Raw genomic sequence first — 23,569 nt, 5'->3', positions numbered from 1 at the left:
AACCACCGATGCGATCACCCGACCCGACCGACACCGGTCTGGAACTCGACCTGGCGGGCACCGCCGACGAGCTCGTCGCGCTCGTCCAGCAAGCGGTCGCCGCCTCCGGTGCGGATGCCCAGACGACCAGGCACTACGTCGCGATCGACGGTGGGACGAACGCCGACATCCGCTTGCGCGTGGTCTCCGTGGACGACCCGGCGCCGCTGCTCGCCTTCGCCATCACGACGGCCCCGTCCGCCCGTGGGACCGCAGCGGCGACCTTTATCCTGCAGCACGGCGTCCAGAAGAAACGGCGTCAGCGCACGCTTCTCGGCGAGCAGCCGTTCCTCGCGTTCCTGCACGCGCTGGCCGCGCTCGTGGCGGAGTCGGATCCGGGCGCGTCGGCGACGGTGCGCGTGCACGGCGCGAGGACCGAGCTCGCCCCGATCGCCGCGGAGTCGTCGACCGGCGCCTCTTCCCTGCCCGACGCCGCGCCCTCCGCCGCCCCGACCGGCGCGGCGCCCGGCGCCTCCGCGTGGCTGGTCTCCTCCGGTGGCGAGCCCGCCGATGGCACCGATTCCTTCGTCGCTCCTCCGGGAGAGGCGCCGAGCTTCCTCGCCCAGCCAGTCGACGCGCCACCGGCTCCTGACGTGCCAGCGCCCGATGCCCACGCGGCGCCCCCGGAACCGCCTGCGCCCGCCGTCGCTCCGTCGGACCGGGAACCGGAACGTCAGCCGGACGCCGTCCCCGTCGTCGCCGCCCCACCGCTCGGTGCGCCGCAGTTCCGCCAGCCGCCGGCGGCGATCCCGCAATCGTCGCCGGACGACTCCTCGACGTCCTCGGTGGCACCGGAACTCCAGATCACCGTCCCGCCCGGACTGATCGCTTCGGCACCGCCCGTGTCCGACCGGCCCGCGTCGGCCTCGAACCCGATGCCGACGCCCGCCGGCCCCGGCGCGGCACCCCACGCCGATCTCGGCGCGACGGTCGTCTCCTCGTCGTCGCGGGCCGGCGATTTGGCCCTCGAGCTGCCCGACGGCGAACGCATCCGGCTCCGCGGCCCGGTGCTCCTCGGGCGCAACCCCTCGGCGCGTCCCGAGCAGCCCGACGCCGAGCTGCGGTCACTCGTCGATCCGCGGATGTCCGTGTCGAAGACGCACACGGCGGTCGTGCCCGGACGTCGATCGCTCCGGGTGACCGACCTGCACTCGACGAACGGCACGACCATCACGGACGCGTCCGGTGCCGTCACCGTCTGCCAGCCGGGCGAGGCCTATGTCGTCGAGGCGGGTTCGACGATCGGGATCGGCGAGTTCCCCATCCGGGTGATCGCCGGTTGAAGCCGTTCCGGCGCATGGGGAGTGCTCCCCATCGTCGCGCTGGACGCTCTCGGATACGCTGAACGACGTACCCGCCGGACGAGCAACCGGTGGGCGGTGCAGGCCCGCTGCGCCGGTTCCATGAAGGGGAATGATGAGCGAGCAACCACTCGTCGTACACGGGGCGGAGATCCTGTCCGTCGCCGCGCCACTGACACCGAGCGGCTCCGGCCTGCCGCAGAACATCCCACTCGACTTCTCGGGCAGCTGCAGCAGCGCCGTAACCGCCGCCGCTGAGAGCTTCGCGATGTGGGTGTCCGTGCATGTCTCCCTCGCCGGTTCGGCGATGGTCGAGGCCGGCAAGTCGGCGAGCGACATCGTCAGCACGTGGGATTCGACCGACACGCAGTTGGGCGGGCAAGGCTGATGGCGAACTGGACAGCCGACACCCCCGGTCAAATCGACTCCGGGTCCCTGGCGACGACGGCGACGACGCTCCAGACGACGGAGACGAGTCTGACCGAGGCGCGCGACGCCGCTGTGACGGCGCAGGGTGGCATCACCGATTCGATCTGGAGCGGAGAGGCCGCGACCGCCTGGGTCAACTCCCTGTCGACGCCGATCGGCAAGATCAATGCGGTGGTTCCGGAGATGGCGGCGGTCCGCGCGGCGATCGCCACGTACACCACGACCGTCGAAGATATCAGGACGCGTGCGACGAGCTACAAGGAGACGATCGTCCAGGCGACGCTCCTGGCCACGGTGCAGTACATGGATGCGATCGGCGGGCCGGATCCGGCACAGCAGGCGCTGCGCGACGAGCAGCACCAGACGGCCCTGAACGACAAGGCGAAGGCCGAGAGCCTCCTGGAAGCGCTCTCCACAGAGCGTGAGGAAGCCGACGCCCAGCTTGTCACCGCGCTGTCCACGCCTGGTGGCGACAACTGGGACGCCCAGCAGGCGGCCCTCGCGGCCATCGGCATCACCTCCGCCGCCGGCCTCACGCCGGACGCGATCGCCAAGGGCATGGCCGAACTCGGTTCCGAGCTCGCCAAGAACGGGATCTACGACGCCGAAGACGCCGCGAAGCTGCAGTCGCTCTACGCGTTGTACGGCAACGACCCCGTCGTCATGTCGAAGATGAACCTCGCCATGGGCGGCGAGGACGTCATCTCGCTGATCGACGCGATCGACAACGCCGGCGAGAACGGATGGTTGGCTCCCGGCGCGGCTCTGCTGCTCGCACAGTCGGTCCGCGGCGGCCTCTCCGTCGGTTCCCAGCGTTGGAACGAGGAGACCGGCGACAAGTTCGCGCAGGAACTCTACAGCGGGTCCGCATCGGTGCACGGCACTGACAGCTGGACGAGCCTCGCGTTCCTCTTCGGCGACGAGCAGGACAACCCGATCGGCGTCACCACGACCGTGGGCTTGGCTGACATCGCTGATGCGAACGAGCGCGGTCTCCCTGGCGTCTACGACGGGCAGCCGTGGCCGGGACAGGGCATCATGGGGCCCGGTGGCTTCCTCAGCCTCGCCGAAGCCGAGCAGGCCGGTTACGACATCAACCGGCTGGGTGACTGGACCTCGCGCGTGTTCAGCACCTTGGGCGAGTATCCCGACGCGGCCATGGACTGGCTGACCTCGACCGAACACGACCCGTACGCAGACTCGCTGGTGGGCACGGACGCGCCGTATCGCTCGGAGGATCTCGGCGCGAACCGGGTGGACTACTGGTACGGCCGTCGGGATTCCGGCCTCGACGGCTTCGAAGGTGTGCTCGCGATGTGGGAGGGAGCGCAGTCGCTCCCGGGCGGGCCGACGGACCCGACGGACTATGACCCGACCGCGTGGGCTCGTGCGTCGACCCTGACCCATGACGTGCTGTACGAGCTGGTCGGTGAGCCCCGCGCCTCGACCGACGCAGAAGAGTACGTCGCGGGCAATCCGCATTTCCTGAGCGAGAACTTGAGCGAGCTGGGGAGCGTCAAACTCGTGCAAGCCCTCGCGCCTCAGATTCCGGGACTCGTCGAGCACCCGATGTCGGCGGACAGCGGGCAGGGATCGTCGCCGACGACGCCGGAGGACCCGTACGGTATCCAGGGCGATCCACGGCAATACGCCAACCTGTCGCCTGAGGCGCTTGCTCGAATCCTCGGCATCGCTGCGAGTACGGACGCCGGCGCGGAAACGCTCCAGGCCGTCGTCACCGATTACCAGAACACGGTGCTCGGTGCGGCTGAACTCGGCGTGTACAACCCGGTCGATGCGGCGGCTCGCGTCTCTGTCCTGCAGTCCGTCGTCGACGGCAGCACCGCCGGTGTCAACCTCGGCGAAGCTGCTCGTCACGACGAAGCGGTCCAGTCGGCAATCAGCGTGGTCGAGACCGGTGTGGGGATGCTGCCCATTCCCGGCCTCGACAAGCTGGTGGGAACGCTCGGCGACGCGGTGGCCGAGAAGATCGCGAGCGAGGGAATCGGATACATCAGAGGCCAGCTCACGGACGCGGCCACAGGTGCCGCTGGTGATGCGTGGGCGGGGTCCTACGATGACCTCCTCACGACATTGGAAGATGGGAAGGACGATCGCCTGCATGCCACGCAGATCGGCTTCGCTCAGATGCTGCTGGAGCTATCGCCGGAGTCGGGCCTCCAGCCGCCGGTCTCCGACGACCCCGATGTCTGGTGGGCATGGGTCGACAGCCATCGAGATGGCCTTGACGACCTCATCAGCCAAGCAGCCAACAGCTCTGACAAACTCGACGTGCGGGCGACGTCGTTGTTCGAGAAATACAACACCTTCAGCGGTTATGCGAACTATCCACAGGATTGATGCTCGGCGAACGATCGCGGCGGTTCTCGCCGCGATCGTCGTGGGCTCGCTGACCGCGTGCACGCCGACGACGCAGCAGCCGTCCGTGGAGCCCACCACGGTATGGCAGTCCGGAGCTCCGAGTGGATCGTTGGAGGACGACCCGTGGGTCGGAGCCGTACGGGCATCGCTCGAGGCACAGGCAAGAGCGATCAACCGGAACGACTTCTCGCGACCGACGCTGAACGCCACCACGGCGTACGATCTGCGATCCAGGCTGTACGGTGCGTCCCTTGACCGCTTCACGAACAGCGGGAACACCGAGGTCTTCCCTGGCCCGCTTCCGTTCGCTCCAGTCGAAGTCACAGATGGAGCGGACGCATCCGCCGCCGCCGTTCGCGGATGCGTCGCCCAGCAGTGGGCGAGCAAGGAAGGGACCCCACCGGAAACGCTCGACGCTCGAGGCATCGAGTATCGGCTGGAACGCGACGGAGACGCCCGGGTCGTCACGTCGACCGCCAACCTGCCGGACCTCGACTGTTCGACGGTCGAGCTGCCCGTCGCTCTCTTCGACCCGGCTCCTGAGCCCTCGACCGTGGACGACATCGGGAAGATCGTCCGGCCGACTCGGGATTGAGGACGGCCGGCGTGGAGCCGCGTCGTGTACCCGACACCCGTCGCTAGGCTGATCGAGGTCGCGCCGAGCGGCCCGCACCTCCAAGGGGACCCTGCATGCGCATCAAGCTGACGTTGACCAGGCCGTCGGGTTCGTCCGCCGACATCGTCGTGACCACCGATGCGGCGGCGAGCATCGCCGAGGTCGCATCGACGATCGCGCGCGTCGACCCGCAGGGGCCCGACTCCGCGAACGCCGACTTCACCTTGCACGCGCGTCTGCCGGGGTCGACCGAGACGCTCCCGCTCCCGCCCGAGGCACCCATCGGTGAGGCCTGGGTGGGCTCCGGTGCCGTCATCGAGCTCGCCGACGCCGGGGTCTACTACTCCGCAGCACGCACCGGCCAGGCGCCCGCCGTCGCGGTCGTCCGCGTGCTGTCGGGCGACGACGCCGGCCGTGAGTTCACCCTGCCGGCCGGGAGCTGGACCATCGGGCGCGAGGCGAGCTGCGACGTGGTCCTCGACGACCCGCTCGTCTCCAAGCGGCACGCGCGGCTCGAGGTCGGTGGCGAGATCGAACTCGTCGACCTCGGTGCGGCGAACGGCATCGTCGTCGACGGTGGCATCGTGCCGCGGCTCAAGGTGGTCGAGCCGGAGCGGGTGCTCATCGGCGACACCGAGGTCGAGATCGGCTTCGCCGGGACGGTCGGTCGCGCCGGTGTCGTCCCCAAGGCCGGGCCCGTGTACTTCAACCGCTCCCCGCGGGTCGAGCAGCGGTACGCGGGAGAGACCTTCCCCGCGCCCGAGCCGCCGACCGAGCGTGAGAACCAGCCGTTCCCGCTCCTCGGCATGCTCACACCGATGCTGCTCGGTGGCGCGATGTACTTCTTCACGAAGAACCCGTTGTCGCTCATCTTCATCGCCATGACGCCGCTCATGCTCATCGGCAACTACTTCACCGGCCGAGGTCGGAACAAGCGCAAGCTCAAGCAGCAGATCAAGATCTTCGACGAGCGGCTCGAATCGCTCGGCAAGCAACTCGCCGCGGAACGTGAGATCGAGCACGACGTCCGCATGCGCGAGGCGCCGTCGACCTCGGAGGCGTTGAAGCACGCCCTCACCCGCGGCCCGCTGCTGTGGACGCGCCGCCCGGAGCACTGGTCCTTCCTGAACCTCCGGCTCGGCGTCGGCACCATGCCGTCGCGGAACGAGGTGTCGGCGAAGGCGCGCGACAGCTTCCTGCCGGAGTTCCAGGAGCGACTCGAGAAGCTCAAGGACGAGTACGCCACGGTCGCCGACGTCCCCATCATCGACAACCTCTATGACGCCGGCGCACTCGGCATCGCCGGATCGCCGCAGACCGCCGGCGGCGCCGTGAACGGCATCCTCGTGCAGCTGACGGCACTCCACTCGCCGGCCGAGGTCGTCGTCGCCGCCATCGTGTCGCCCGCCTGGTCGAACGCCCTGTCATGGGTGAAGTGGTTGCCGCACGCCTCCTCGTCGAACAGCCCGCTCGACGTCGGCCACCTTGCGGACAGCGTGTCGAGCGGCAACCAACTGCTGGCGGCCATCGAGGAACTCGTCCAGACCCGGCTCCAGGCGGCCCGGGCCGGGGACGCACGCCGCGGTGCCATCTCCGAGAAGCAGGCGGCGCAGGAACGCGGCGCCGACATCGGCACGAAGAGCTCGAACGACACCGGCACGAAGTCGCCGATCCCCGCGATCGTGCTCCTCATCTCCGACGACGTCGGCGTCGACCGCGCGCGCCTCGTCCAGCTGGCGGAGATCGCCGCGGACGCAGGCGTCTTCCCGATCTGGATCGCCGACGAGGTCGTCTCCCTGCCGGCCGCCTGCCGCACCTTCCTGCGGGTCCCCGAGGCAGGAGCAGGTGTCGACGCACCCGCGACCGTCGGCATGGTCCGGCTCGGGTACTCGGTCGACGACGCCCGCCCGGAGTTCATCGACCCCGTGACGGCCCTCGACTACGCCCGCCGCATGGCGTCGGTGATCGACGCGGGCGCCCTCGTCGAGGACTCGAGCGACCTCCCGCGTTCGGTCTCGATGGTGACGCTGCTCGGTTCGGAGCTGACGACGTCGAGCGACGCCGTCGTCGACCGCTGGCGACAGAACTCCTCGATCCACGACCGCACCCCCGGGCTTCCGCCGAAGCCCCGCCGGGCCGGCCAACTCCGCGCGACCGTGGGCTCCGGCGGTGTGGACGCCATGCACCTCGACCTCCGCTCCCAAGGCCCGCACGCGCTCGTCGGTGGGACGACGGGTGCCGGGAAGAGCGAGTTCCTGCAGGCCTGGGTCCTCGGGATGGCGGCGGAGTACAGCCCCGACCGCGTCTCGTTCCTCTTCGTCGACTACAAGGGCGGTTCGGCCTTCGCCGACTGCGTGACCCTCCCGCACTGCGTCGGCCTCGTCACCGACCTCAGCCCCCACCTCGTCCGCCGAGCCCTGACGAGCCTCCGCGCCGAGCTGCACTTCCGCGAGCACCTGCTCAACCGGAAGAAGGCCAAAGACCTGTTGGAGCTCGAGAAGCGCGGCGACCCGGACTCGCCGCCCGCCCTCGTCCTTGTCATCGACGAGTTCGCGGCGCTCGTCGGCGAGGTCCCGGAGTTCGTCGACGGCGTCGTCGACATCGCCCAGCGCGGTCGGTCCCTCGGCATCCACCTCATCATGGCGACGCAACGCCCGGCCGGCGTCATCAAGGACAACCTGCGCGCCAACACCAACCTCCGGGTCGCCCTGCGCATGGCCGACGAGTCGGACAGCCAGGACGTCGTCGGCGTCAAGGACGCGGCGCACTTCGACCCAGGTGTGCCCGGCCGTGGCATCGCGAAGACCGGGCCAGGACGCCTGAGCATCTTCCAGTCCGGGTACGCCGGCGGGTGGACGAGCGACGAACCCGAACGCTCCGACATCGAGGTCCGCGAACTGCGGTTCGGTGGCGACACCCGGTGGGAGGAGCCGCGAGCCGCGGACGCCGAGGAAGAGCGCGACCTAGGCCCGACCGACCAGCAGCGACTCGTCGCCAGCATCATCGCAGCAGCCGACCGTGCGTCGATCCCCGCGCCGCGGCGACCGTGGCTCGACGAGCTGGCGCCCGTCTACGACCTCAGCAAGCTCCGGCAGCGGTCCGACGCCGAACTGCTCATCGGCGTCGCCGACCTGCCCGACTCGCAGGAGCAGCGCCCCGTGTACTTCCGCCCCGACGTCGACGGTCACATCGCCGTCTTCGGTACCGGTGGTTCCGGCAAGAGCACCGTCCTGCGCACCCTCGCCACCGCTGCCGGCATCACCCCGCGAGGTGGCCCGGTCGAGGTGTATGGGCTCGACTTCGGTGCGGGGAGCCTCCGCATGCTGGAGGCGCTGCCCCACGTCGGTTCGATCATCCCCGGCGACGACCAGGAGCGGGTCATCCGGTTGCTCCGCCACATCAAGGAGATCATCGACGACCGCAGCGTCCGGTACGCGGAGGCGAACGCGTCCTCCATCACGGACTACCGCCGGGTGTCCGGCCGGAACGACGAGCGCCGCATCCTGCTGCTTGTCGACGGGTTCCAATCCTTCCGGCAGGAGTACGAGACGACCCTCGGGCTGTCCTCCTGGTACACGCTGTTCCAGCAGCTCATCACCGACGGCCGCCAGCTCGGGGTGAACATCGCGTTCTCCGCCGACCGGCCGGGGTCCGTGCCGACGAACATCAGCGCGGGTGTGCAACGCCGCGTGGTGCTGCGGCTGGCGGACGAGACGGGGTACCAGCTCCTCGGCGTGCCGAAGGACGTCCTCGGGCCGGAGTCGCCCGCCGGACGCGCGATCGTCGACGGACTCGAGGTCCAGGTCGCGATCCTGGGCGGTTCGCCGGTGCTGTCGGAGCAGTCGCTCGCGACGGTCAAGCTCGCCGAGGCGATGGCGAGGGCCGGTGCCACGATCACGGCGCCACCGATCGGTGCGCTCCCGAAGGAGATCGAAGCACGCGAGCTCCCCGACCGCGTCGGCGACCGCCCGACGCTCGGTATCGGCGACGCCGACCTCGCGCCGCTCGGCTTCGACCCCTCCGGTGCCTTCCTCGTCGGCGGTCCGCCCGGAAGCGGCCGGACGAATGCGGTCGCGGCACTCGTCGGTGCCATGCGGCGCTTCGACCCATCGACCCGGTTCGTCTACTTCGGCTCCAAGCGGTCTGACCTCCTCCGCGAACTGCGGTTCGACGAGTCGGCCGTCACCCCGGAGACGATCGTCGAGCAGGCGAAGGCGTTGTCGGCGGCGATCGCGGCGGAGACGGTCACCACGCGGACCGTCGTCGTCATCGAGACGATCTCGGACTACCTCAACGGCATCGCCGACCCGCCGCTCGTCGAGCTGATCAAGGCCATCAAGCGCAGCGACCACCTGGTGATCGCCGAGAACGAGGTGTCCGGCTGGTCCTCCTCCTGGCCGCTCATGGGCGAGATCAAGAGTGCCCGCCGAGGCATCCTCCTGCAGCCGGAGCAGATGGAGGGTGACCTCGTCCTCCGGACCACGTTCCCGCGGCTCGCCCGCAAGGACTTCCCGCCCGGGCGCGGGATGTACGCGAACCGTGGCGCGCTGTCGCGCGTGCAGGTGCCGATCGCCCCCGAGTTCCCGCTCGTCTGACGGCCGAGAGACGCCGGCGGGGAGGGCATGGGGAGTGCTCCCCATGTGTTCCCGACAGGCGTTGTGGTTACATGATGAAGGCACCGACGGTGCCGGTGACCACAACGAAGGAGCAAGAGACATGGCCAACATCAACGTCAACTACAGCGAGATCAAGCAGGCCGCCGTCAACCTGACGACGGGCAAGGGCGAGGTCGAGACGACGCTCAACCGCCTGCAGACCCTCATCAACAACCTCGTGTCCTCCGGGTTCCAGACCGACACCGCGTCCGGCACCTTCAACGAGACCTACACGGCCTTCACGCAGAGCGCGACGGTCACCATCCAGCACCTCGACAAGCTGTCGGGCTACCTCAACAACGCTGTGACCACGCTCGAGCAGACCGACGCGGCGCTCGCCGCCGGCGCCGGCCAGTAGTCACCACCGTCGGCTTCGCTCTGCGCGCCCTCCCGACACCTCGTCGGTGAGGGCGCGCGGGTCTTTGTCGACCCCCTCATCCGACGAGCCGACGAGGAGCGAGCCGTGTACGGCGACACCCAGCAGATCAGACTCCGGGCCACCGAGCTCCGGGCCCTCGCGACGGAGGTCCGGGGCAGGGCGGGCGAGCTACGGTCCGCCGCGGAGCTCTCGTGGACCTCGACGGCCGCGGACACCTTCATCGAGCAGCTCGGCACCCGCGCGGTGTCGCTCGAGACCTCCGCGACGCAACTCGACGACGCCGCGACCAAGCTCGACGAGCACGCGACCGCGGTCGACCACGTGAAGCAGTTGATCGAGGACGCCGCCCGCTGGGTGGGTGATCGCTGGAACGACGCGGTGAACCTCGTCTCCGGGGCCGTCGAAACCGTGAAGGACGGTGCCGCGAAGGTGTTCGAGTTCTTCGGCCAGGAGGTCCCGGACTTCCTCGTCCACCAGGCGAAGGACATCGTCGCCTCCACCCCGTCGCTCCCGAGCCCGGGCGATCGCAGCTGGCTCGACCTCGCCGACCTCTACCGCAGCCGAGGATGGACCCCCTGATGACCACTACACGCACCAGGCCGGCTCCCGCCGCCGCCGCGTTCCTCCTGTCCGCCGACGAGCTGCACGTGCTCGAGCACCGGACCCCGCACCTCGTGCTGCCCCACGCTTTCCACACCGAGTGGGGCTCCGAGGTGTCAGCAGAGGAGATCCGCGAGCGCGAGCTGCGAGCCGTCGCCCGACTCCGAGAGCGACGACTCCTCGCCCACGGCAACGGCGGCGTTCCAGACGACCTCACCGCCGACGTCGATCCCGATTTCGCCGCCTTCCTGTCGATGCCCCAGTTCGCGACGGCGGCCGTCGACGCGTCGTGCTGGACCTTGGACCGGACGGCGATCCAGTCCGTCTCCGTGATCGGTGCGCACGCCCTGGCGTTGTTGCGGACGCAGCGGGTCGATCACTCGGATGCCTCGCTCGCTGAGCACGGCACGGCCGCACGCGATGAGGACGCCATCGAGATCCGCGCCTTCGACACCGCCGGGTTGGCCCAACAACTCCTCCGGCCACTCTCCGCCCTGCACGATGTCCCCGACTCCCGGGGCCGCTCGACGGACGTCGTCGTCCTCCCGCTCGCCGATGCCGAGGCGCTCGTGCTCGCCCTCCGCCAGGACCGACCCGATGTCGTCGGCGCGGTCGTCGAGCAGCTCCACAGTCCGCAGGCCGCGTCCCTCCTCGGTGGACTCGCCAAGCGCATCGACGGTGGGTTCCGGCTCGACGCGCTGTCCCGGCTCGGAAGTCCAGCACGCCGGTGGACGGACACCTGGCTCCGGAGCTCCGACGGGTGGGTGGCCGTGACGGTCGACACCCCGGACATCGATCCGTCGCGCACGGATCCGACCGCCGTCGCCGAGGCGAGCCGGGTCTCGCTCCGGGCCGTTCGGCGTGCGGACATCGTCGCCGAGGTGCTCACCATCGCGGCCCAGATCCAGGGAGCACGGGCATGAGCGACATCACGGTCTCCGGCGGCACGGGCGGCGTCGGCGCGAAGCTCGACGACATGCGTCTGCAGGCCCAGCAACTCGCCACGCTCTCGAGTGAGCTCATCGGCCGCTCCGGGACGGCCGCCGCGAAGGCCGTCGACGGCGATCTGCTCGAGTCGATGCTGCTGTCCCCGATGACTGGGGCGGCGGCGGAGGGCGCCATCGTGCTGGCCTCCGGTTCCCTGCTGCTCGTCGCGACCGAGACCGGCGTCTCTGCCGTCTTCCTCGAGGGCGCCGTGGTCGCGTACGAGACGGCCGACCAGATGATCGCCGCGGCGACGGTCGCGCTGCACAACGGTGTCGCCTTCGTGATCGGCGTCCTGGCGGTGCCGGTGGGCCTCGTCGTCGCGGCGGGCGTGGTGGTGGTCGGTGGGGCGTGGATGCTCACCGTCGCCGGTGTGAACGTCGTCGTCGAGGGGGTTGACTCGCTGGTGGAAGGCGCCCAGCAGACGCTGGATCAGATCGGCGACAACCCCTGGTTGTTGCTGTCGCCCGCCGGAGTCGCCGCAGCGTTCGCGACCAACTCGGTGTCCGCCTACTCGCCGCAGGAGGTCGTCGACCGGACGGCGGCGACCTACGCCGACGCGCTGTCGAGGCTGCAGGACCTCGCCCCGGTCGCGGCTCAGGCCGCCAACGAGTGGTTGGGCGAGAACGCCTGGATCGCGGACATCCTCACCGACGGTGCTCCGGGTCTCCTGGCCGGCCTCACGTTCCTCCCCGGCCTGGTCCCCGGCTTCAACGGGCTCATGTCGGTCCTCACCGGCCAGGGCTGGCCGCCGCTCACGTATGAACAGGCGATCGCGGCCATCGCCGGTGGTGGCGGCCGGTTCGGACTCTTCGAGGACGGCCAGGGCGGCCTCGCCATGGACCCGGACGACCCGACGCAGCCGCTTGCCGTGCCTCGGGACCGGACGGTCACCGACCTCGGTGACCTCATGCAGGGCTCGGCCGATATCGATCAGGGTGAGGAAGAGCTCAGCAACATCCGCGTGATCCAGTCGGCCGGACCACCGCCGAGCTGGACCGTACAGATCCCGAGCACGCAGGTCTGGGACCCGCACGGCGGAGCGATCTCGAACGACCTCACCTCGGACATCGCGGCCATGCAGGGCGGACAGACCGCGCTCAGTCAGGCGGTGAAGGACGCGATGGCCGCGGCCGGCATCTCGCCGACGGACCCGGTGATGCTCGAGGGCTTCAGTCTCGGCGGGATCACGGCCGGACTGTTGGCCTCGGATCCTGATCTCGGGTACAACGTCACCCACGTCGTCACCGCGGGTTCACCGATCGCCCGGTTCGACATCCCCGACGACGTCCAGGTCCTCTCGATGGAGTTCAACGAGGACCCCGTCGCGCGTCTCGACGGACAGGGGAACCCGGATTCGGCGAACTGGACGACCGTGCAGGGTGACGCCCCGAGACTCGGCGGCGTAAATCCGGAACAGCAGGATCCCGGGATCGCGGGTGCCCACAATGCACAGCGGTACGAGATCATGGCGGATCAGACGACGTCGTCGGGAGACCCGAGCGTCGAGTCGTACCTGGACTCGGCGAGTGGCTTCTTCAGCGGTGATCAACAGGTGACCGACTACAGTCCTACGCGGAGATGATCGAATGCGGCCTGCCACCGGGTCGCCCCTCCGCAGCCCGTTCCGACCGTGAGGCCCTCCATGCGCATCAGTACCATCGTCCGATCCGGGGCCGTGTCGGTCGTCCTGTTGGGGCTCCTCACCGCTTGCGGGACCGGAGCACCGACGGCGCAGCGGAACCCGACCCGCAGCCCTGAGCGGCCCCTGGCGGCCGTCGAGGAAGCGGTCGCGGAGGTCCCCGGTGCCGACTTCCGTGCCGCCCGCGCCTGGGACGGCACGACGGCCTACGTCACCGCGACGCTCTCGGCCACTGACGCGTTCACCGGCGACCCCGGCGCCCTGGTGGACTACTCCCTCGCGCAGCTCGCCTCGCAGGACGAGCTCGACCGCGGTCGGTTCGTGCGGTTCGCGTTCGACGCCCCCGGGCAGACCGTCGAGTCGACGATCGCGATCCTCGCGACGCTGGACATCGCGTCCGAGCAGTACGCCGGCGGTGATTCCGTGGAGCTGTCCAGCGCCGACCTCGACGCCCGGTACGGATCCTGGCCAGGCGAGGTGCCGACGCTCCCCGCTGCGTTGGGAGGCGCGGGATGACGACGATCGAGACACCCCGATCCACCCACGTCCTGCGGAGCGAGGGCCGCACCGACACCGGCCTCGTCCGTCGACTGAACGAGGACGCCTTCTACGCGGGCGCTCCGGCCTTCGTCGTCGCTGACGGCATGGGCGGGCACGAACGCGGTGAGGTCGCCAGTCGGGAGGTTGCCGCAGCGCTCGAACGGGGCATCCCGGTCGGCACCCCCACGACGACCGAGGCGGTGGTGACGACGATCGTCGCGGCGAACGCCGTCATCCGGAGCATCCCGACGCCGAACGGGGTCATCGGCACGACGGTCGCGGGTCTCGCGCTCGTCGCGCTGTCGCCGCAGACCGATCTGCACTGGATGGTCTTCAACGTGGGGGACTCCCGGGTCTACACGTGGACGGACGGCGTGCTCCGGCGGATCACCGTCGACCACTCGGCCGTCCAGGAACTCATCGACGCCGGTTCCCTGACCGAGGCGGAGGCGCGCGAGCACCCCGACCGCAACATCGTGACGAAGGCGATCGGCGTCGAGGCCGGCATCGACCCGGACGTCTGGTTGCTCCCGGTCGCGGGACGGCAGCGGTTCCTGCTCTGCTCCGACGGGCTCACCGGCGAGCTCACCGACGCGGGCATCGCCGAGGTCCTCTCGCAGGGGTTCGAGGGTGCCGCAGACCGCCTCGTGGAGCTCGCGCTCGCCGCCGGCGGACGGGACAACGTGACCGCGCTGGTCGTCGATGTCGTGTCGACCTCGCTCATGTCCAGCGGGCCCGGCTACGATGACGCGGGTGGTCTCGGGTATCTTGAAGAGACGATGCCGCGAGGCTAGAGGAGTGGCCGTGTACTCGTACGAAATGGAACCGGCCGAGGTCCGCCGTTGGCTCGCTGTGGCGGCGCCCGGCAGGCTCGTGCTGGTCGATGCCCAGGGCGACGACGCCGCGGCTGCGGCCTTCGCCGCAGACCTCCCCGGTGACGCCTCGCTCGCGTTGATCGTCGACCGCCTCGCCGCCGGTGGCCTCTCGAACACGCCCGCGTTCGCGGCGGCCGTGTGGGACGAATCGGGCGCGACGGTCATCGTGCGCGGACTCGCTGCAGCGGTCGTGACGAGCGATGCCGGGACTGAGACGGTCCTGGGCGCCCGGGCGACCACCTGGGTCGAGGAACACCACGCCGACGCGGTCAGCGTGACGCTCCGCAGCGACCAGCCGAACCCTTCCGGTGTCCGGCTGCCGCTCGGGTCCGGCGCCGTGTGGACCACGTCCATCACGGCGACCCTCGACGAGGATGCGACCGCCGCCGTCCCCGCTCCGGCTGCAGACGAGCCCCGGTCGACCGAGTCGTCGACCAGCGCGCCGACCGCGGCGGAGCCGCTTGCCGCCCCGCACGTCCCATCACCTGCGGAGCCTGCCGCGTCGACGTCGGCCGCGCCGGCCGACCCGGAGGACGAGGTGGGCGACGACGAGTCGGACCCTGAATCACCCGTCGAGCCGGCACAGCCGCTCCACGTCGTCCCGTCCGTCTCCGACACCCAGTTCTTCCACGACGAGGACGACCCGGACGCGCCCCAGGCACCCCCGGAGGAAGCCGTCGACGAGGGCTACGACTTCCTGTTCGGCCAGACCGTGCTCCGGCCGGTGGGCGCGGCTGCCGTCGACGAGGCCGGCGACGCGGAACGCGCGGCGACCCAGCTGGCCGCCGAGCAGCAGGCTGCGGCGACGGCAGTGCCCGACGCCCCGGTCGCGGAGGCGACGGAGCTCGGCGACCACGACGGTCACACCATCCTCGCGGAAGACCTGGCGGCCCTCCGTGCACGTCGAGCGGCCGAGACCCCGCCCGCGCGGTCGACCACCCCGGCGGCCACACCGCTCACCTACCTCGAGCTCCCCGGGGGCACCCGGCAGTCGCTCGCGTCACCGGTCGTCCTCGGTCGGGCACCGAGCGTCTCCCAGGTCCCCGCATCGGTCGTCCCGACGCTCGTCACCCTCGCGGGCGACGACATCTCGCGGAGCCACGTCCGCGTGGCGGTCGAGGGCGGCACGGTCGTCGTCACGGACCTGCACTCGCGGAACGGCACCCAGGTCGTCCTCCCCGGACAGGCGCCGCAGTCGCTCCGGCCGGGGGAGTCGACCCCCGTGATCGTCGGAACCGTCATCGACCTCGGCGGCGGCGTCGCACTCCGCGTCCGAGAGGGCTGACGTGCGTCGTTCCCCCTCACAACCGCCGGCCATCCCCGGACTGCGGTTCGAACGACAGCTCGGAGCGGGCGGGTTCTCCGACGTCTTCCTGTACGAGCAGCAGCTGCCGAGGCGTCAGGTGGCCGTCAAGGTCCTCCTCGCCGAGCACCTCAGCGAGCAGACCCGCGAGGCGTTCGTCGCCGAGGCGAACCTCATGGCCCAGCTGTCGGCGCACCCGTACATCGTCACGATCTACACGGCGGACGTCGCTCCCGACGGCCGGCCGTACCTCGCCATGGAGTACTGCGCCGGGCCGAGCCTCGCCGAACAGGCCAAGCTGCGCCGGTTCCCCGTCGCCGACGCGCTGCGCACCGGTGTCCGCCTCGCCAGTGCGGTCGCCACCGCGCACGCGGCCGGGATCCTGCACCGCGACATCAAGCCGGCCAACGTGCTCACGAACGCCTACGGCTGGCCCGCGCTCACCGACTTCGGCATCTCGCAGGCCGTCGAGCTCGAAGTGCCGTCCGCCGTGGAAGGCCGCCCGGGGGACGTGGGTTCGACCGGGGCCTCGGGTACCCAGACGGTCGGTCTGTCGATCCCGTGGTCGCCGCCCGAGATGTTCGAGGACGAGCCACGACCCGACGTCCGGTCGGACGTCTTCTCGCTGGCCGCCACCGTCTACACGCTGCTCGCCGGACGGACGCCCTTCGAGATCCCGGGCCAGTCGAACGGCGCGGCCGACCTCATCAGCCGCATCGAACGAGGGACCGTCACCCCGCTCGGTCGCGACGACGCACCCGCTTCGCTCGTGGCGACGCTGCAGAAGGGTCTCGCGAAGGACCGTACGAACCGCTTCGACAGCGCCGTCGACTTCGCCCGCGCGTTGCAGCGGGTCGAGATGGAGCTCGCCTACGCGCCGACGCCCATCGACATCCCGAACCTCGTGCAACCGCCGTCGCAGGCCCCGCGGCAGGACACGACCGGCAACCCCTCCGAGGAGACCCGCGTCCGGCAGGTGCCGTCCGTGGAAGCCCAGCCCCGGCCGGGTGTGCAGCCAGCCCTCGGCGACGAGACGGTGGTGCGGTCGGCCGGTCCGCTCGTCCAACCGATCCAGCCGTCGGCACCCATCGTCATCGGTGCCTCCGCGCAGGCACCCTCCGAGACGATCCGTCGCGACCGCCTCGAGCCGGCCACGACCGAACCGACGACGGACCCGACGGACGACGCCGCGAGGCTCGCCAAGCGCCGCCGCCTGACGCGGTGGCTCGTGGTCGGTGGCGTCGCCGTGCTCGCCGTCGGTGGGATCGCCGCCGGCATCGTCTGGCAGGGAGCCGTCACCGACCCGAAGCCGACGGCCGCGGCGACCGGCGCACCGATCCAGTTGAGCGACGTCCCCTCGCCGAAGGCGTTCGGGGTGAACATCAGCGAGGACGGCAGTGTCGTCACGTTCATCTGGGACAACCCGGACCCGCAGGACGGCGACACGTACATCTACCAGGTGACGAGCGGCGGCAAGGACTCGCCGAAGGTCCCGACCTCGACCTACGCGGTCGATCTCAAGCCGAGCGCCCCTGGCGCGCAGCTCTGCATCGAGGTGGTGATCGTCCGAGCGGGCGTCACCTCACCGGACCCCCTCGAGATGTGCTCACAGCAGTGACCTCGACGGGATGCCCTACGGGCGCGGCGGGAACGGACACGACGACCATGGACAGCAAGGGGAACAGACGATGACCACGGACGAGGCGACGAGGAAGACCGCGGTACGCGTCGAGTTCTGCGGCGAGCAGTACGACGTCGACGCACGGCAGCCGTTCCTCATCGGGCGGGAGGGCGACCTCGTCGTCGACGAGAACCCGTTCCTGCACCGCACCTTCCTCAGCATCACCTTCGACGCCGGGCTCTGGTGGCTCACGAACATCGGCAACACCCTCTCCGCGACGGTGACCGACACCACCGGCAACGTGCAGGCCTGGCTCGCTCCCGGCGCGCGCCTGCCGATCGTCTTCCCCGAACTCCAGGTGCTCTTCAGTGCTGGGACGACGACCTACGACTTCACGATCACCTCGGACCTCGAGTACTTCAGCCCGTCGCAGCTCTCGACGACCACGGCGGGCACGACGACGGTCGGACCGATCCACCTGACGAGCAGCCAGCGCCTGCTGATCGTGGCGCTCGCCGAGGACGTCCTCCGGCAGGCATCGCCCGGGCGTGGCGAGATCCCGGCCTCGGCGGCGGCGGCCGCCCGGCTCGGCTGGAGCCAGACGACGTTCAACCGCAAGCTCGACAACGTCTGCGACAAACTCGACAAGTTCGGCGTCCAAGGCTTGCGCGGTGGACCGGGCAAGTTGGCCACGGGACGCCGTGCTCGGCTCGTCGAATACGCGGTGTCGACCCGACTCGTGGACGCCAGCGACCTGCCGCTCCTCGACCACGCCGAGCAGGCCGCGGTCGACGAGGGACAACCGGCTCGGGGTTGACCCTCGCAACCGTTTTCCAAGCCTCACTTGTTTGTTAGAGTGACTCCGCGTTTGCAGCGCGGTCGCTCGACCGCGCGTTGACCGAACACACCTGGGGGATCGTGAGCAACTGGAGCGGCTGGCTGCGCAAGCGCAAGACCGCGGCCTCGATCACAGCCCTGTCGGTCCTCGTCGCCGTCCCCGTGACCGCCGCCCTCATCCACCAGGGATTCCCGGTGACGGAGGTGGACCTCGAGTCCCGCGACGTCTGGGTCACGAACGGCGAATCGCTCCTGGCCGGGCGCCTCAACGACCAGATCTCCGAGCTCGACGGCGCGGTCTCGACGGCGTCGAACAACGCCGACATCCTGCAGAACGGCGACGACGTCTTCCTCCAGGACAAGGCGCTCTCCTCACTCGAGCGCATCGACCCGGCGTTCACGAGCCTCATCCAGCGGGTCTCGCTGCCCACCGGTGCGACGGTGCACTACGGCGGTGACCGCCTGTCGGTCGTCGCGGGGGAGACGGGCAAGCTCTGGTCGGTCGACGCCGCCGGCGAGCTCCGCTTCGACCCCACCGAGACGAAGCCGATCGTCTCCATCGGCAAGGCGGGACAGGCGGTCGTCACCTCGAAGGGCACCATCCTCGCGGTGGCGCCCACCAAGGGACGCCTCTACCGGATCCTGCCCGACGGCACGAAGACCGAGTCGAAGCTCCCGAAGCTCAAGGACTACCAGCTGAGCGCCGCCGGTGAGCAGGCGGTCATCCTCGATCTCAAGTCCGGAGACCTCATCAAGCAGGACGGTTCCGTCGTCGAGCTTCCGGGTGATCCGCTCAAGATCCAGGAACCTTCGGCGACGGACGACAGCGCCGTCGTCGCGACCGGTGACTCCCTGGTCCGCATCCCGCTCGGTGGCGGCGACCCAGAGGTGCTCGATGCGGACGTCCTCACCGCGGCGACGAGCGCGGACGAGGTCACCGCACCCGTCAACCTCGACGGCTGCATGCACGGCGCCTGGGCATCGTCCAGCCGGTACGCCGCCGAGTGCGCCGACAAGAAGCCGGTCATCGAGGACATCAACCCGGAGACCATCGGGCAGCAGCTCGTGTTCCGCGTCAACCGCTCGGTGATCGCCCTCAACAACGTCCAGACCGGCAACTCCTGGCTCGTGCAGGCGAACATGCGTCTCGTCGACAACTGGGACGAGGTGACGCCTCCGCAGGAGGAGGACGGCGAGGACGGCGACGAGAAGGCCTCCGAGCAGTCCTTCGAGGACACGCTCGCCGAGCGCACCGAGGAGAACCGTCCGCCGATCGCCCGCGACGACGCCTTCGGGGTCCGTCCGGGCCGCGCGACGGTCCTGCCGCTCCTCGACAACGACTCCGACGCCGACGGCGACGTCCTCACCATCCAGAACACGAGCGATGTCGCCGCCGAGACCGGCAAGCTCGAATCCATCGACGGTGGTCGGGCCCTCCAGTTCACCCCGGCGGAGGGCTTCGTCGCAGGCACGACCTCGTTCCGCTATTCCGTCAACGACGGTCGCCCGGGCGGGGTCGCTGAAGCGATCGTGAGCCTCGCGATCAAGCCCCCGGAGGTCAACGAGCCCCCGACGTCCCATCGAGAGGCCGCGGTCTCGGTCGAGGCCGGGCAGACGGTCACGTACAACGTGCTCGCCGACTGGCGCGACCCCGACGGCGACGACATCTTCCTCCAGTCGGCGTCGCCCGCATCCAGCGACCTCGTGCGGTTCACGCCGGACGGCTTCGTCACGTTCACCCATGCCTCGCCCGAGATGGGCCCGCGCGACGTCAAGTTCGTGGTGTCCGACGGCGTGACCTCGGCGGAGGGCACGCTCAAGGTCGACGTGCAGCCGGCCGGTGCCCTGAGCCCGATCGGTACCCCGGACTTCGTGTCGACGTTCGTCGGAGAGTCCGCCCAGGTCCTCCCGCTCGCGAACGACCAGTCCCCGAGCGGTGCGCCGCTCGGCCTCATCGGCGTCGACGCCCTGCAGGGTGGGCTCGTGTCGTCGCCGAGCCTCGAGAAGCAGTCGGTCACCGTCTCCTCCAACGAGCCGGGCACCTACTACCTCAAGTACACGCTCGGCGCCGGCATCGCGTCGAGCATCGGACTCATCCGCGTGGACGTCCTCGAGAAACCGACCGATGTGCGGCCACCCGTCGCGGTGAAGGACGAGGGCTACCTCCGCCCGAACGAGACGATCACGATCCCGGTCCTCGCCAACGACGAGTCGCCTGGCGGGCAAGTGCTCGCCGTGCAGTCCGTCTCCGTCCCCGACGAGTCGGCGTCGCTGTCCGTCGAGGTCCTCGACAGCGCGGTCATCCGGGTCTCGTCCTCGGCGCCGATCGAGCGGCAGCTCCAGTTCACCTACGTGGTCTCGGATGGCACCTCGACGGCGACGGCGGCTGTGACCGTCGTGCCCGTGCCACCGTTGCCGAAACACCAGGCGCCGGTCGCCACCGATGACGCGATCGTCGTGCGAGCCGGAGACATCGCGAACGTCGCGGTGCTCGAGAACGACTACCACCCGGACGCCGCCGTCATGCTCGTCGACCGCGCACTCGTCGACCCGCCGACCGCCGGACTCGCGTTCGTCGACGACGACGAGGTCCGGTTCCAGGCCCCGAGCGAACCCGGCACGTACACGACCACCTACCGCGTCTACGACACCTTCGGTGAGGCCGACACCGCGACGGTCACGTTCAACGTGGTCGGCGAGGACAAGAAGAACAACCAGCCGCCCGTCCCGCAGTTGCTCACCTCGCGCGTGTTCGCCGGCGCGACGGTCCGTGTCGACGTCCCGCTCGACGGCCTCGACCCGAACGGCGACTCCGTCGTGGTCGACGACATCGCGTCCGCGCCGCTCCTCGGTCGGGTCATCGAGCAGGGGAGCACCTGGTTCGTCTACGAGGCGGCACCCGACTCTTCCGGCACGGACACCTTCCAGTACCGCGTGAAGGACACCTACGGCGCGGTCGCCGTCGGCACGATCAAGATCGGCGTCATCGGCCGGCCGGAGGTCGACGGGCAGCCGAACGCCGTCGACGACTACGTCGAGGTGTTGCCGGGCAAGGTCGCTTCCGTCCCGGTGCTCGGGAACGACTCAGACCCGAACGGCTACACCCTGAAGCTCGCGCCGAAGCTGCTGTCGGTCGACGACGGCCTGACCGCCGAGGTCAGCAAGAGCCGCGTCGTCATCGAGGTGCCGGAGGAGGAGGCGTTCTTCACCGTCCGCTACCAGATCACCAACGGCAAGGGCGGGATCGACAGCGCCTACATCCAGGTCAAGGTGACGAAGGACGCGAAGCCGCAATACCCCGAGGCCGACGACCACGTGCTCGAAGACGCCGACATCGTGGGCAAGTCGACCATCGACGTCGATGTGCTCGACGGTGCGCAGAACCCCGGCGGTGTCGTCGGCGACCTGCAGCCGAGCCTCGAGGGGGCGAACGCCGCCTCCGGTGAGGTCCGCGACGGCGACACGATCCGCGTCACGCTCACCGACCGTCGGCAGGCGATCGCCTACCGCCTGACGGATCCGGTGACGCAGCTGAGCGGTGCCGCGTTCATCATCGTGCCGGCGGCCACCGACGGCGAGCCACCGCGGATGAAGAGCCCGCTGCCGGAGCAGATCGTGAAGGTCAACGAGACGCGCACCTGGAAGCTGTCGGACATCGCCGAGGCGCCGTCCGGCAAGCCGGTGACGATCGCCTCCGAGGGCAGCGTCGTGAACTTCCGCGGCAACGGCACCTCGAGCTACGTCGACGACGCGACGATCACGTTCACCCCCGCCAAGGACTACCGCGGTCCGGCGTCGGTGAGCTTCGAGGCGACCGACGGCCGCGAGAGCAAGCTGCTCACCCTGCCGATCACGGTCGGCGACCCCGACCTCGAGGACGTGCCGCCCACCTTCACGCCGGTGACGGTCCCCGTCGAGGCCGGCGATCCGGCCATCGTCGTCGACCTGCGTGCCTCGAGTGACCACCCCAACCCCAAGATCCTCGCCGCACTGTCCTATCAGGGCCTCACCGGGGCCTCGGCCGGGATCCAGGCCACCCTGTCCGGCTCGCAACTGTCCGTCTCGGCGCCACAGGGTACGCAACCCGGGACCTCCGCGACGCTGAACTTCACGGTGACCTACAAGGAGTACTCGATCCCCGGTTCGGTGCAGGTGCAGGTCGTGTCGTCGACGCGACCGCTGCCGCGGGCCATCGACGACCGCGTCGAGGAGGGCCGCAAGAACAAGGCCGAGCCGGTCAACGTGATCGCGAACGACTACAACCCGTTCCCCGACACCCCGCTCAAGGTGCTCGACGCCACCGTGGAGAGCGCTCCGGCCGGCGGGGCGACGGCCACCATCTCCGGCGGAACGGTGACGGTCACCCCCGGTTCGTCCAAGAGCGGCACGGTGAGCGTGATCTACACGATCCAGGATGCGACGAACGACCCGAACCGACGGGTCCAGGGACGCATCACCGTGGTCGTGAAGGACGTGCCCGATCCGCCTTCGCTCAGTCTGAAGAGTGCGAAGAGCGGCAAGATCACGGTCGTCGTCGGCGGTTCGCCGGCGAGCAACGGTTCGCCGATCGAGTACCACGCGGTGAAATGGAGCGGCGGCGGCGAGAAGCAGTGCGCCCCCGGCAACGACTGCACCTTCGACGTGACGAACGGCCAGAACTACACGTTCACCGCTTACGCGGAGAACTCCGTCGGCCCGAGCGCGGGCTCGAACGAGGTCTCCGCCACCGCCTACGGCGTCCCGAGCGCGCCGCAGAACGTGTCGCTCAGCTCGTCCGGCGACGCTCCCGCCAAGCTGTCGATGCGCTGGTCCGCACCGGCCGACACCGGTGGCAGGATCGACTCCTACGCCTGGCGTCTCGTCAAGGGGTCCAGCGTCGTGTACCAGGGGTCGACGGGGGGCACGAGTGCGTCTCAGGACGGCGTCGCCGCCGGCACGTACCAGCTCTACGTCTCCGCGACCGGTCCTGGCGGGACCGGACCCGAGGGGGGCCCGGCTGAGGTCACGGTCAAGGACCCGCCACCGCCAGACCCTCAGGGCAACATCAGCAAGGGTCCAGGTCCCATCCGCTGCGTCAGCGACGGACGCGTGGGCTGTTACCCCGTGGTCATCAATTGGAGTGACCTCCCGGCAGGCTCCTATCGACTCGATCTCTATGAGAACGGCTCTGTGGTGAGCACCCTCGCCAGTGTCGACGCCGGAGCAAGCGGGAGCGCCCAGTTCACCCGTCACTACGGCAAGACGGACTTCTCGCTGTTCGTCCGGTTCACCCGCCTCTCGGACGGCAAGTACTACGACCTGGCAAAGACCAACGGCACCGACTGGTGACCGACTCGTCGCCACCACCCCTGACACCCGAAAGCAGC

At 69.9% G+C, this 23,569-nt stretch carries 14 protein-coding genes and 1 pseudogene; 14 read left to right on the top strand and 1 reads right to left on the bottom strand.

Annotated features, from left to right (window positions below; translation table 11 throughout):
• Window positions 1-8: 8 nt before the first annotated feature.
• Together QRN27_RS04210 and QRN27_RS04205 are read left to right on the top strand one after the other, a co-directional pair.
• On the top strand, window positions 9-1,322 hold the full coding sequence (locus QRN27_RS04210) for an FHA domain-containing protein (protein WP_285040840.1): 1,314 nt from the start codon (window positions 9-11) through the stop codon (window positions 1,320-1,322).
• A 133-nt stretch (window positions 1,323-1,455) separates the two neighbouring features.
• On the top strand, window positions 1,456-1,728 hold the full coding sequence (locus QRN27_RS04205) for a hypothetical protein (protein ID WP_157580223.1): 273 nt from the start codon (window positions 1,456-1,458) through the stop codon (window positions 1,726-1,728).
• Window positions 1,729-1,756: 28 nt separating this feature from the next.
• Here QRN27_RS04205 and QRN27_RS04200 read toward each other — a convergent pair whose 3' ends face one another.
• On the bottom strand, window positions 1,757-1,981 hold the full coding sequence (locus QRN27_RS04200) for a hypothetical protein (RefSeq protein WP_285040839.1): 225 nt from the start codon (window positions 1,979-1,981) through the stop codon (window positions 1,757-1,759).
• A gap of 91 nt (window positions 1,982-2,072) precedes the next feature.
• Here QRN27_RS04200 and QRN27_RS04195 point away from each other — a divergent pair, with 91 nt between their 5' ends.
• The 12 genes and pseudogenes from QRN27_RS04195 to QRN27_RS04140 all read left to right on the top strand — a co-directional run bounded on the left by QRN27_RS04195 (window position 2,073) and on the right by QRN27_RS04140 (window position 23,531).
• Entirely contained in the window at window positions 2,073-4,130 is a 2,058-nt protein-coding gene (locus QRN27_RS04195) for a hypothetical protein (RefSeq protein ID WP_285040838.1), read from the top strand.
• 711 nt (window positions 4,131-4,841) lie between these two features.
• Window positions 4,842-9,362: a type VII secretion EssC family protein gene (locus QRN27_RS04190; RefSeq protein WP_285040837.1), complete on the top strand. Its 4,521-nt coding sequence runs from the start codon at window positions 4,842-4,844 to the stop codon at window positions 9,360-9,362.
• A 121-nt stretch (window positions 9,363-9,483) separates the two neighbouring features.
• A complete protein-coding gene (locus QRN27_RS04185; RefSeq protein ID WP_056008215.1) occupies window positions 9,484-9,780 on the top strand; it encodes a WXG100 family type VII secretion target in 297 nt (98 codons plus the stop codon).
• A 63-nt stretch (window positions 9,781-9,843) separates the two neighbouring features.
• Window positions 9,844-10,380 (top strand): annotated as a pseudogene (locus QRN27_RS04180) (putative T7SS-secreted protein); the annotation flags it as partial.
• Window positions 10,380-11,324, top strand: a complete 945-nt coding sequence (locus QRN27_RS04175; protein ID WP_285040835.1) for a hypothetical protein — start codon at window positions 10,380-10,382, stop codon at window positions 11,322-11,324. The pseudogene QRN27_RS04180 and the gene QRN27_RS04175, both read left to right, overlap by 1 nt.
• Window positions 11,321-12,970, top strand: coding sequence for a hypothetical protein (locus tag QRN27_RS04170; protein ID WP_285040834.1), 1,650 nt, complete (start codon window positions 11,321-11,323; stop codon window positions 12,968-12,970). Before QRN27_RS04175 ends, QRN27_RS04170 begins: the two co-directional genes overlap by 4 nt.
• A 60-nt stretch (window positions 12,971-13,030) precedes the next feature.
• The gene (locus QRN27_RS04165) at window positions 13,031-13,543 is read left to right on the top strand and encodes a hypothetical protein (protein WP_285040833.1); all 513 of its coding nucleotides are present in this window, start codon (window positions 13,031-13,033) and stop codon (window positions 13,541-13,543) included.
• Entirely contained in the window at window positions 13,540-14,361 is an 822-nt protein-coding gene (locus tag QRN27_RS04160) for a PP2C family protein-serine/threonine phosphatase (protein ID WP_285040832.1), read from the top strand. Before QRN27_RS04165 ends, QRN27_RS04160 begins: the two co-directional genes overlap by 4 nt.
• 10 nt (window positions 14,362-14,371) lie before the next feature.
• Window positions 14,372-15,727, top strand: a complete 1,356-nt coding sequence (locus QRN27_RS04155) for an FHA domain-containing protein (RefSeq protein WP_285040831.1) — start codon at window positions 14,372-14,374, stop codon at window positions 15,725-15,727.
• A 1-nt stretch (window position 15,728) separates the two neighbouring features.
• A complete protein-coding gene (locus QRN27_RS04150; protein ID WP_285040830.1) occupies window positions 15,729-17,363 on the top strand; it encodes a serine/threonine-protein kinase in 1,635 nt (544 codons plus the stop codon).
• Between the two features lie 70 nt (window positions 17,364-17,433).
• Window positions 17,434-18,183, top strand: a complete 750-nt coding sequence (locus tag QRN27_RS04145) for a hypothetical protein (RefSeq protein WP_194669298.1) — start codon at window positions 17,434-17,436, stop codon at window positions 18,181-18,183.
• Between the two features lie 77 nt (window positions 18,184-18,260).
• A complete protein-coding gene (locus tag QRN27_RS04140) occupies window positions 18,261-23,531 on the top strand; it encodes an Ig-like domain-containing protein (protein ID WP_285040829.1) in 5,271 nt (1,756 codons plus the stop codon).
• The last annotated feature ends 38 nt before the right edge of the window (window positions 23,532-23,569 follow it).

Source organism: Plantibacter sp. LMC-P-059a (assembly GCF_030209505.1).
Taxonomy (GTDB): domain Bacteria; phylum Actinomycetota; class Actinomycetes; order Actinomycetales; family Microbacteriaceae; genus Plantibacter.
Note: the sequence above shows the minus strand (reverse complement) of the source record. Positions and strands in the feature narration are given on the sequence as shown.

What these genes read in the sequence shown, in the direction of transcription:
- QRN27_RS04210 (WP_285040840.1), top strand. Translation starts at nt 9, where the DNA reads ATGCGATCACCCGACCCGACCGACACCGGTCTGGAACTCGACCTGGCG.
- QRN27_RS04205 (WP_157580223.1), top strand. Translation starts at nt 1,456, where the DNA reads ATGAGCGAGCAACCACTCGTCGTACACGGGGCGGAGATCCTGTCCGTC.
- QRN27_RS04195 (WP_285040838.1), top strand. Translation starts at nt 2,073, where the DNA reads ATGGATGCGATCGGCGGGCCGGATCCGGCACAGCAGGCGCTGCGCGAC.
- QRN27_RS04190 (WP_285040837.1), top strand. Translation starts at nt 4,842, where the DNA reads ATGCGCATCAAGCTGACGTTGACCAGGCCGTCGGGTTCGTCCGCCGAC.
- QRN27_RS04185 (WP_056008215.1), top strand. Translation starts at nt 9,484, where the DNA reads ATGGCCAACATCAACGTCAACTACAGCGAGATCAAGCAGGCCGCCGTC.
- QRN27_RS04175 (WP_285040835.1), top strand. Translation starts at nt 10,380, where the DNA reads ATGACCACTACACGCACCAGGCCGGCTCCCGCCGCCGCCGCGTTCCTC.
- QRN27_RS04170 (WP_285040834.1), top strand. Translation starts at nt 11,321, where the DNA reads ATGAGCGACATCACGGTCTCCGGCGGCACGGGCGGCGTCGGCGCGAAG.
- QRN27_RS04165 (WP_285040833.1), top strand. Translation starts at nt 13,031, where the DNA reads ATGCGCATCAGTACCATCGTCCGATCCGGGGCCGTGTCGGTCGTCCTG.
- QRN27_RS04160 (WP_285040832.1), top strand. Translation starts at nt 13,540, where the DNA reads ATGACGACGATCGAGACACCCCGATCCACCCACGTCCTGCGGAGCGAG.
- QRN27_RS04145 (WP_194669298.1), top strand. Translation starts at nt 17,434, where the DNA reads ATGACCACGGACGAGGCGACGAGGAAGACCGCGGTACGCGTCGAGTTC.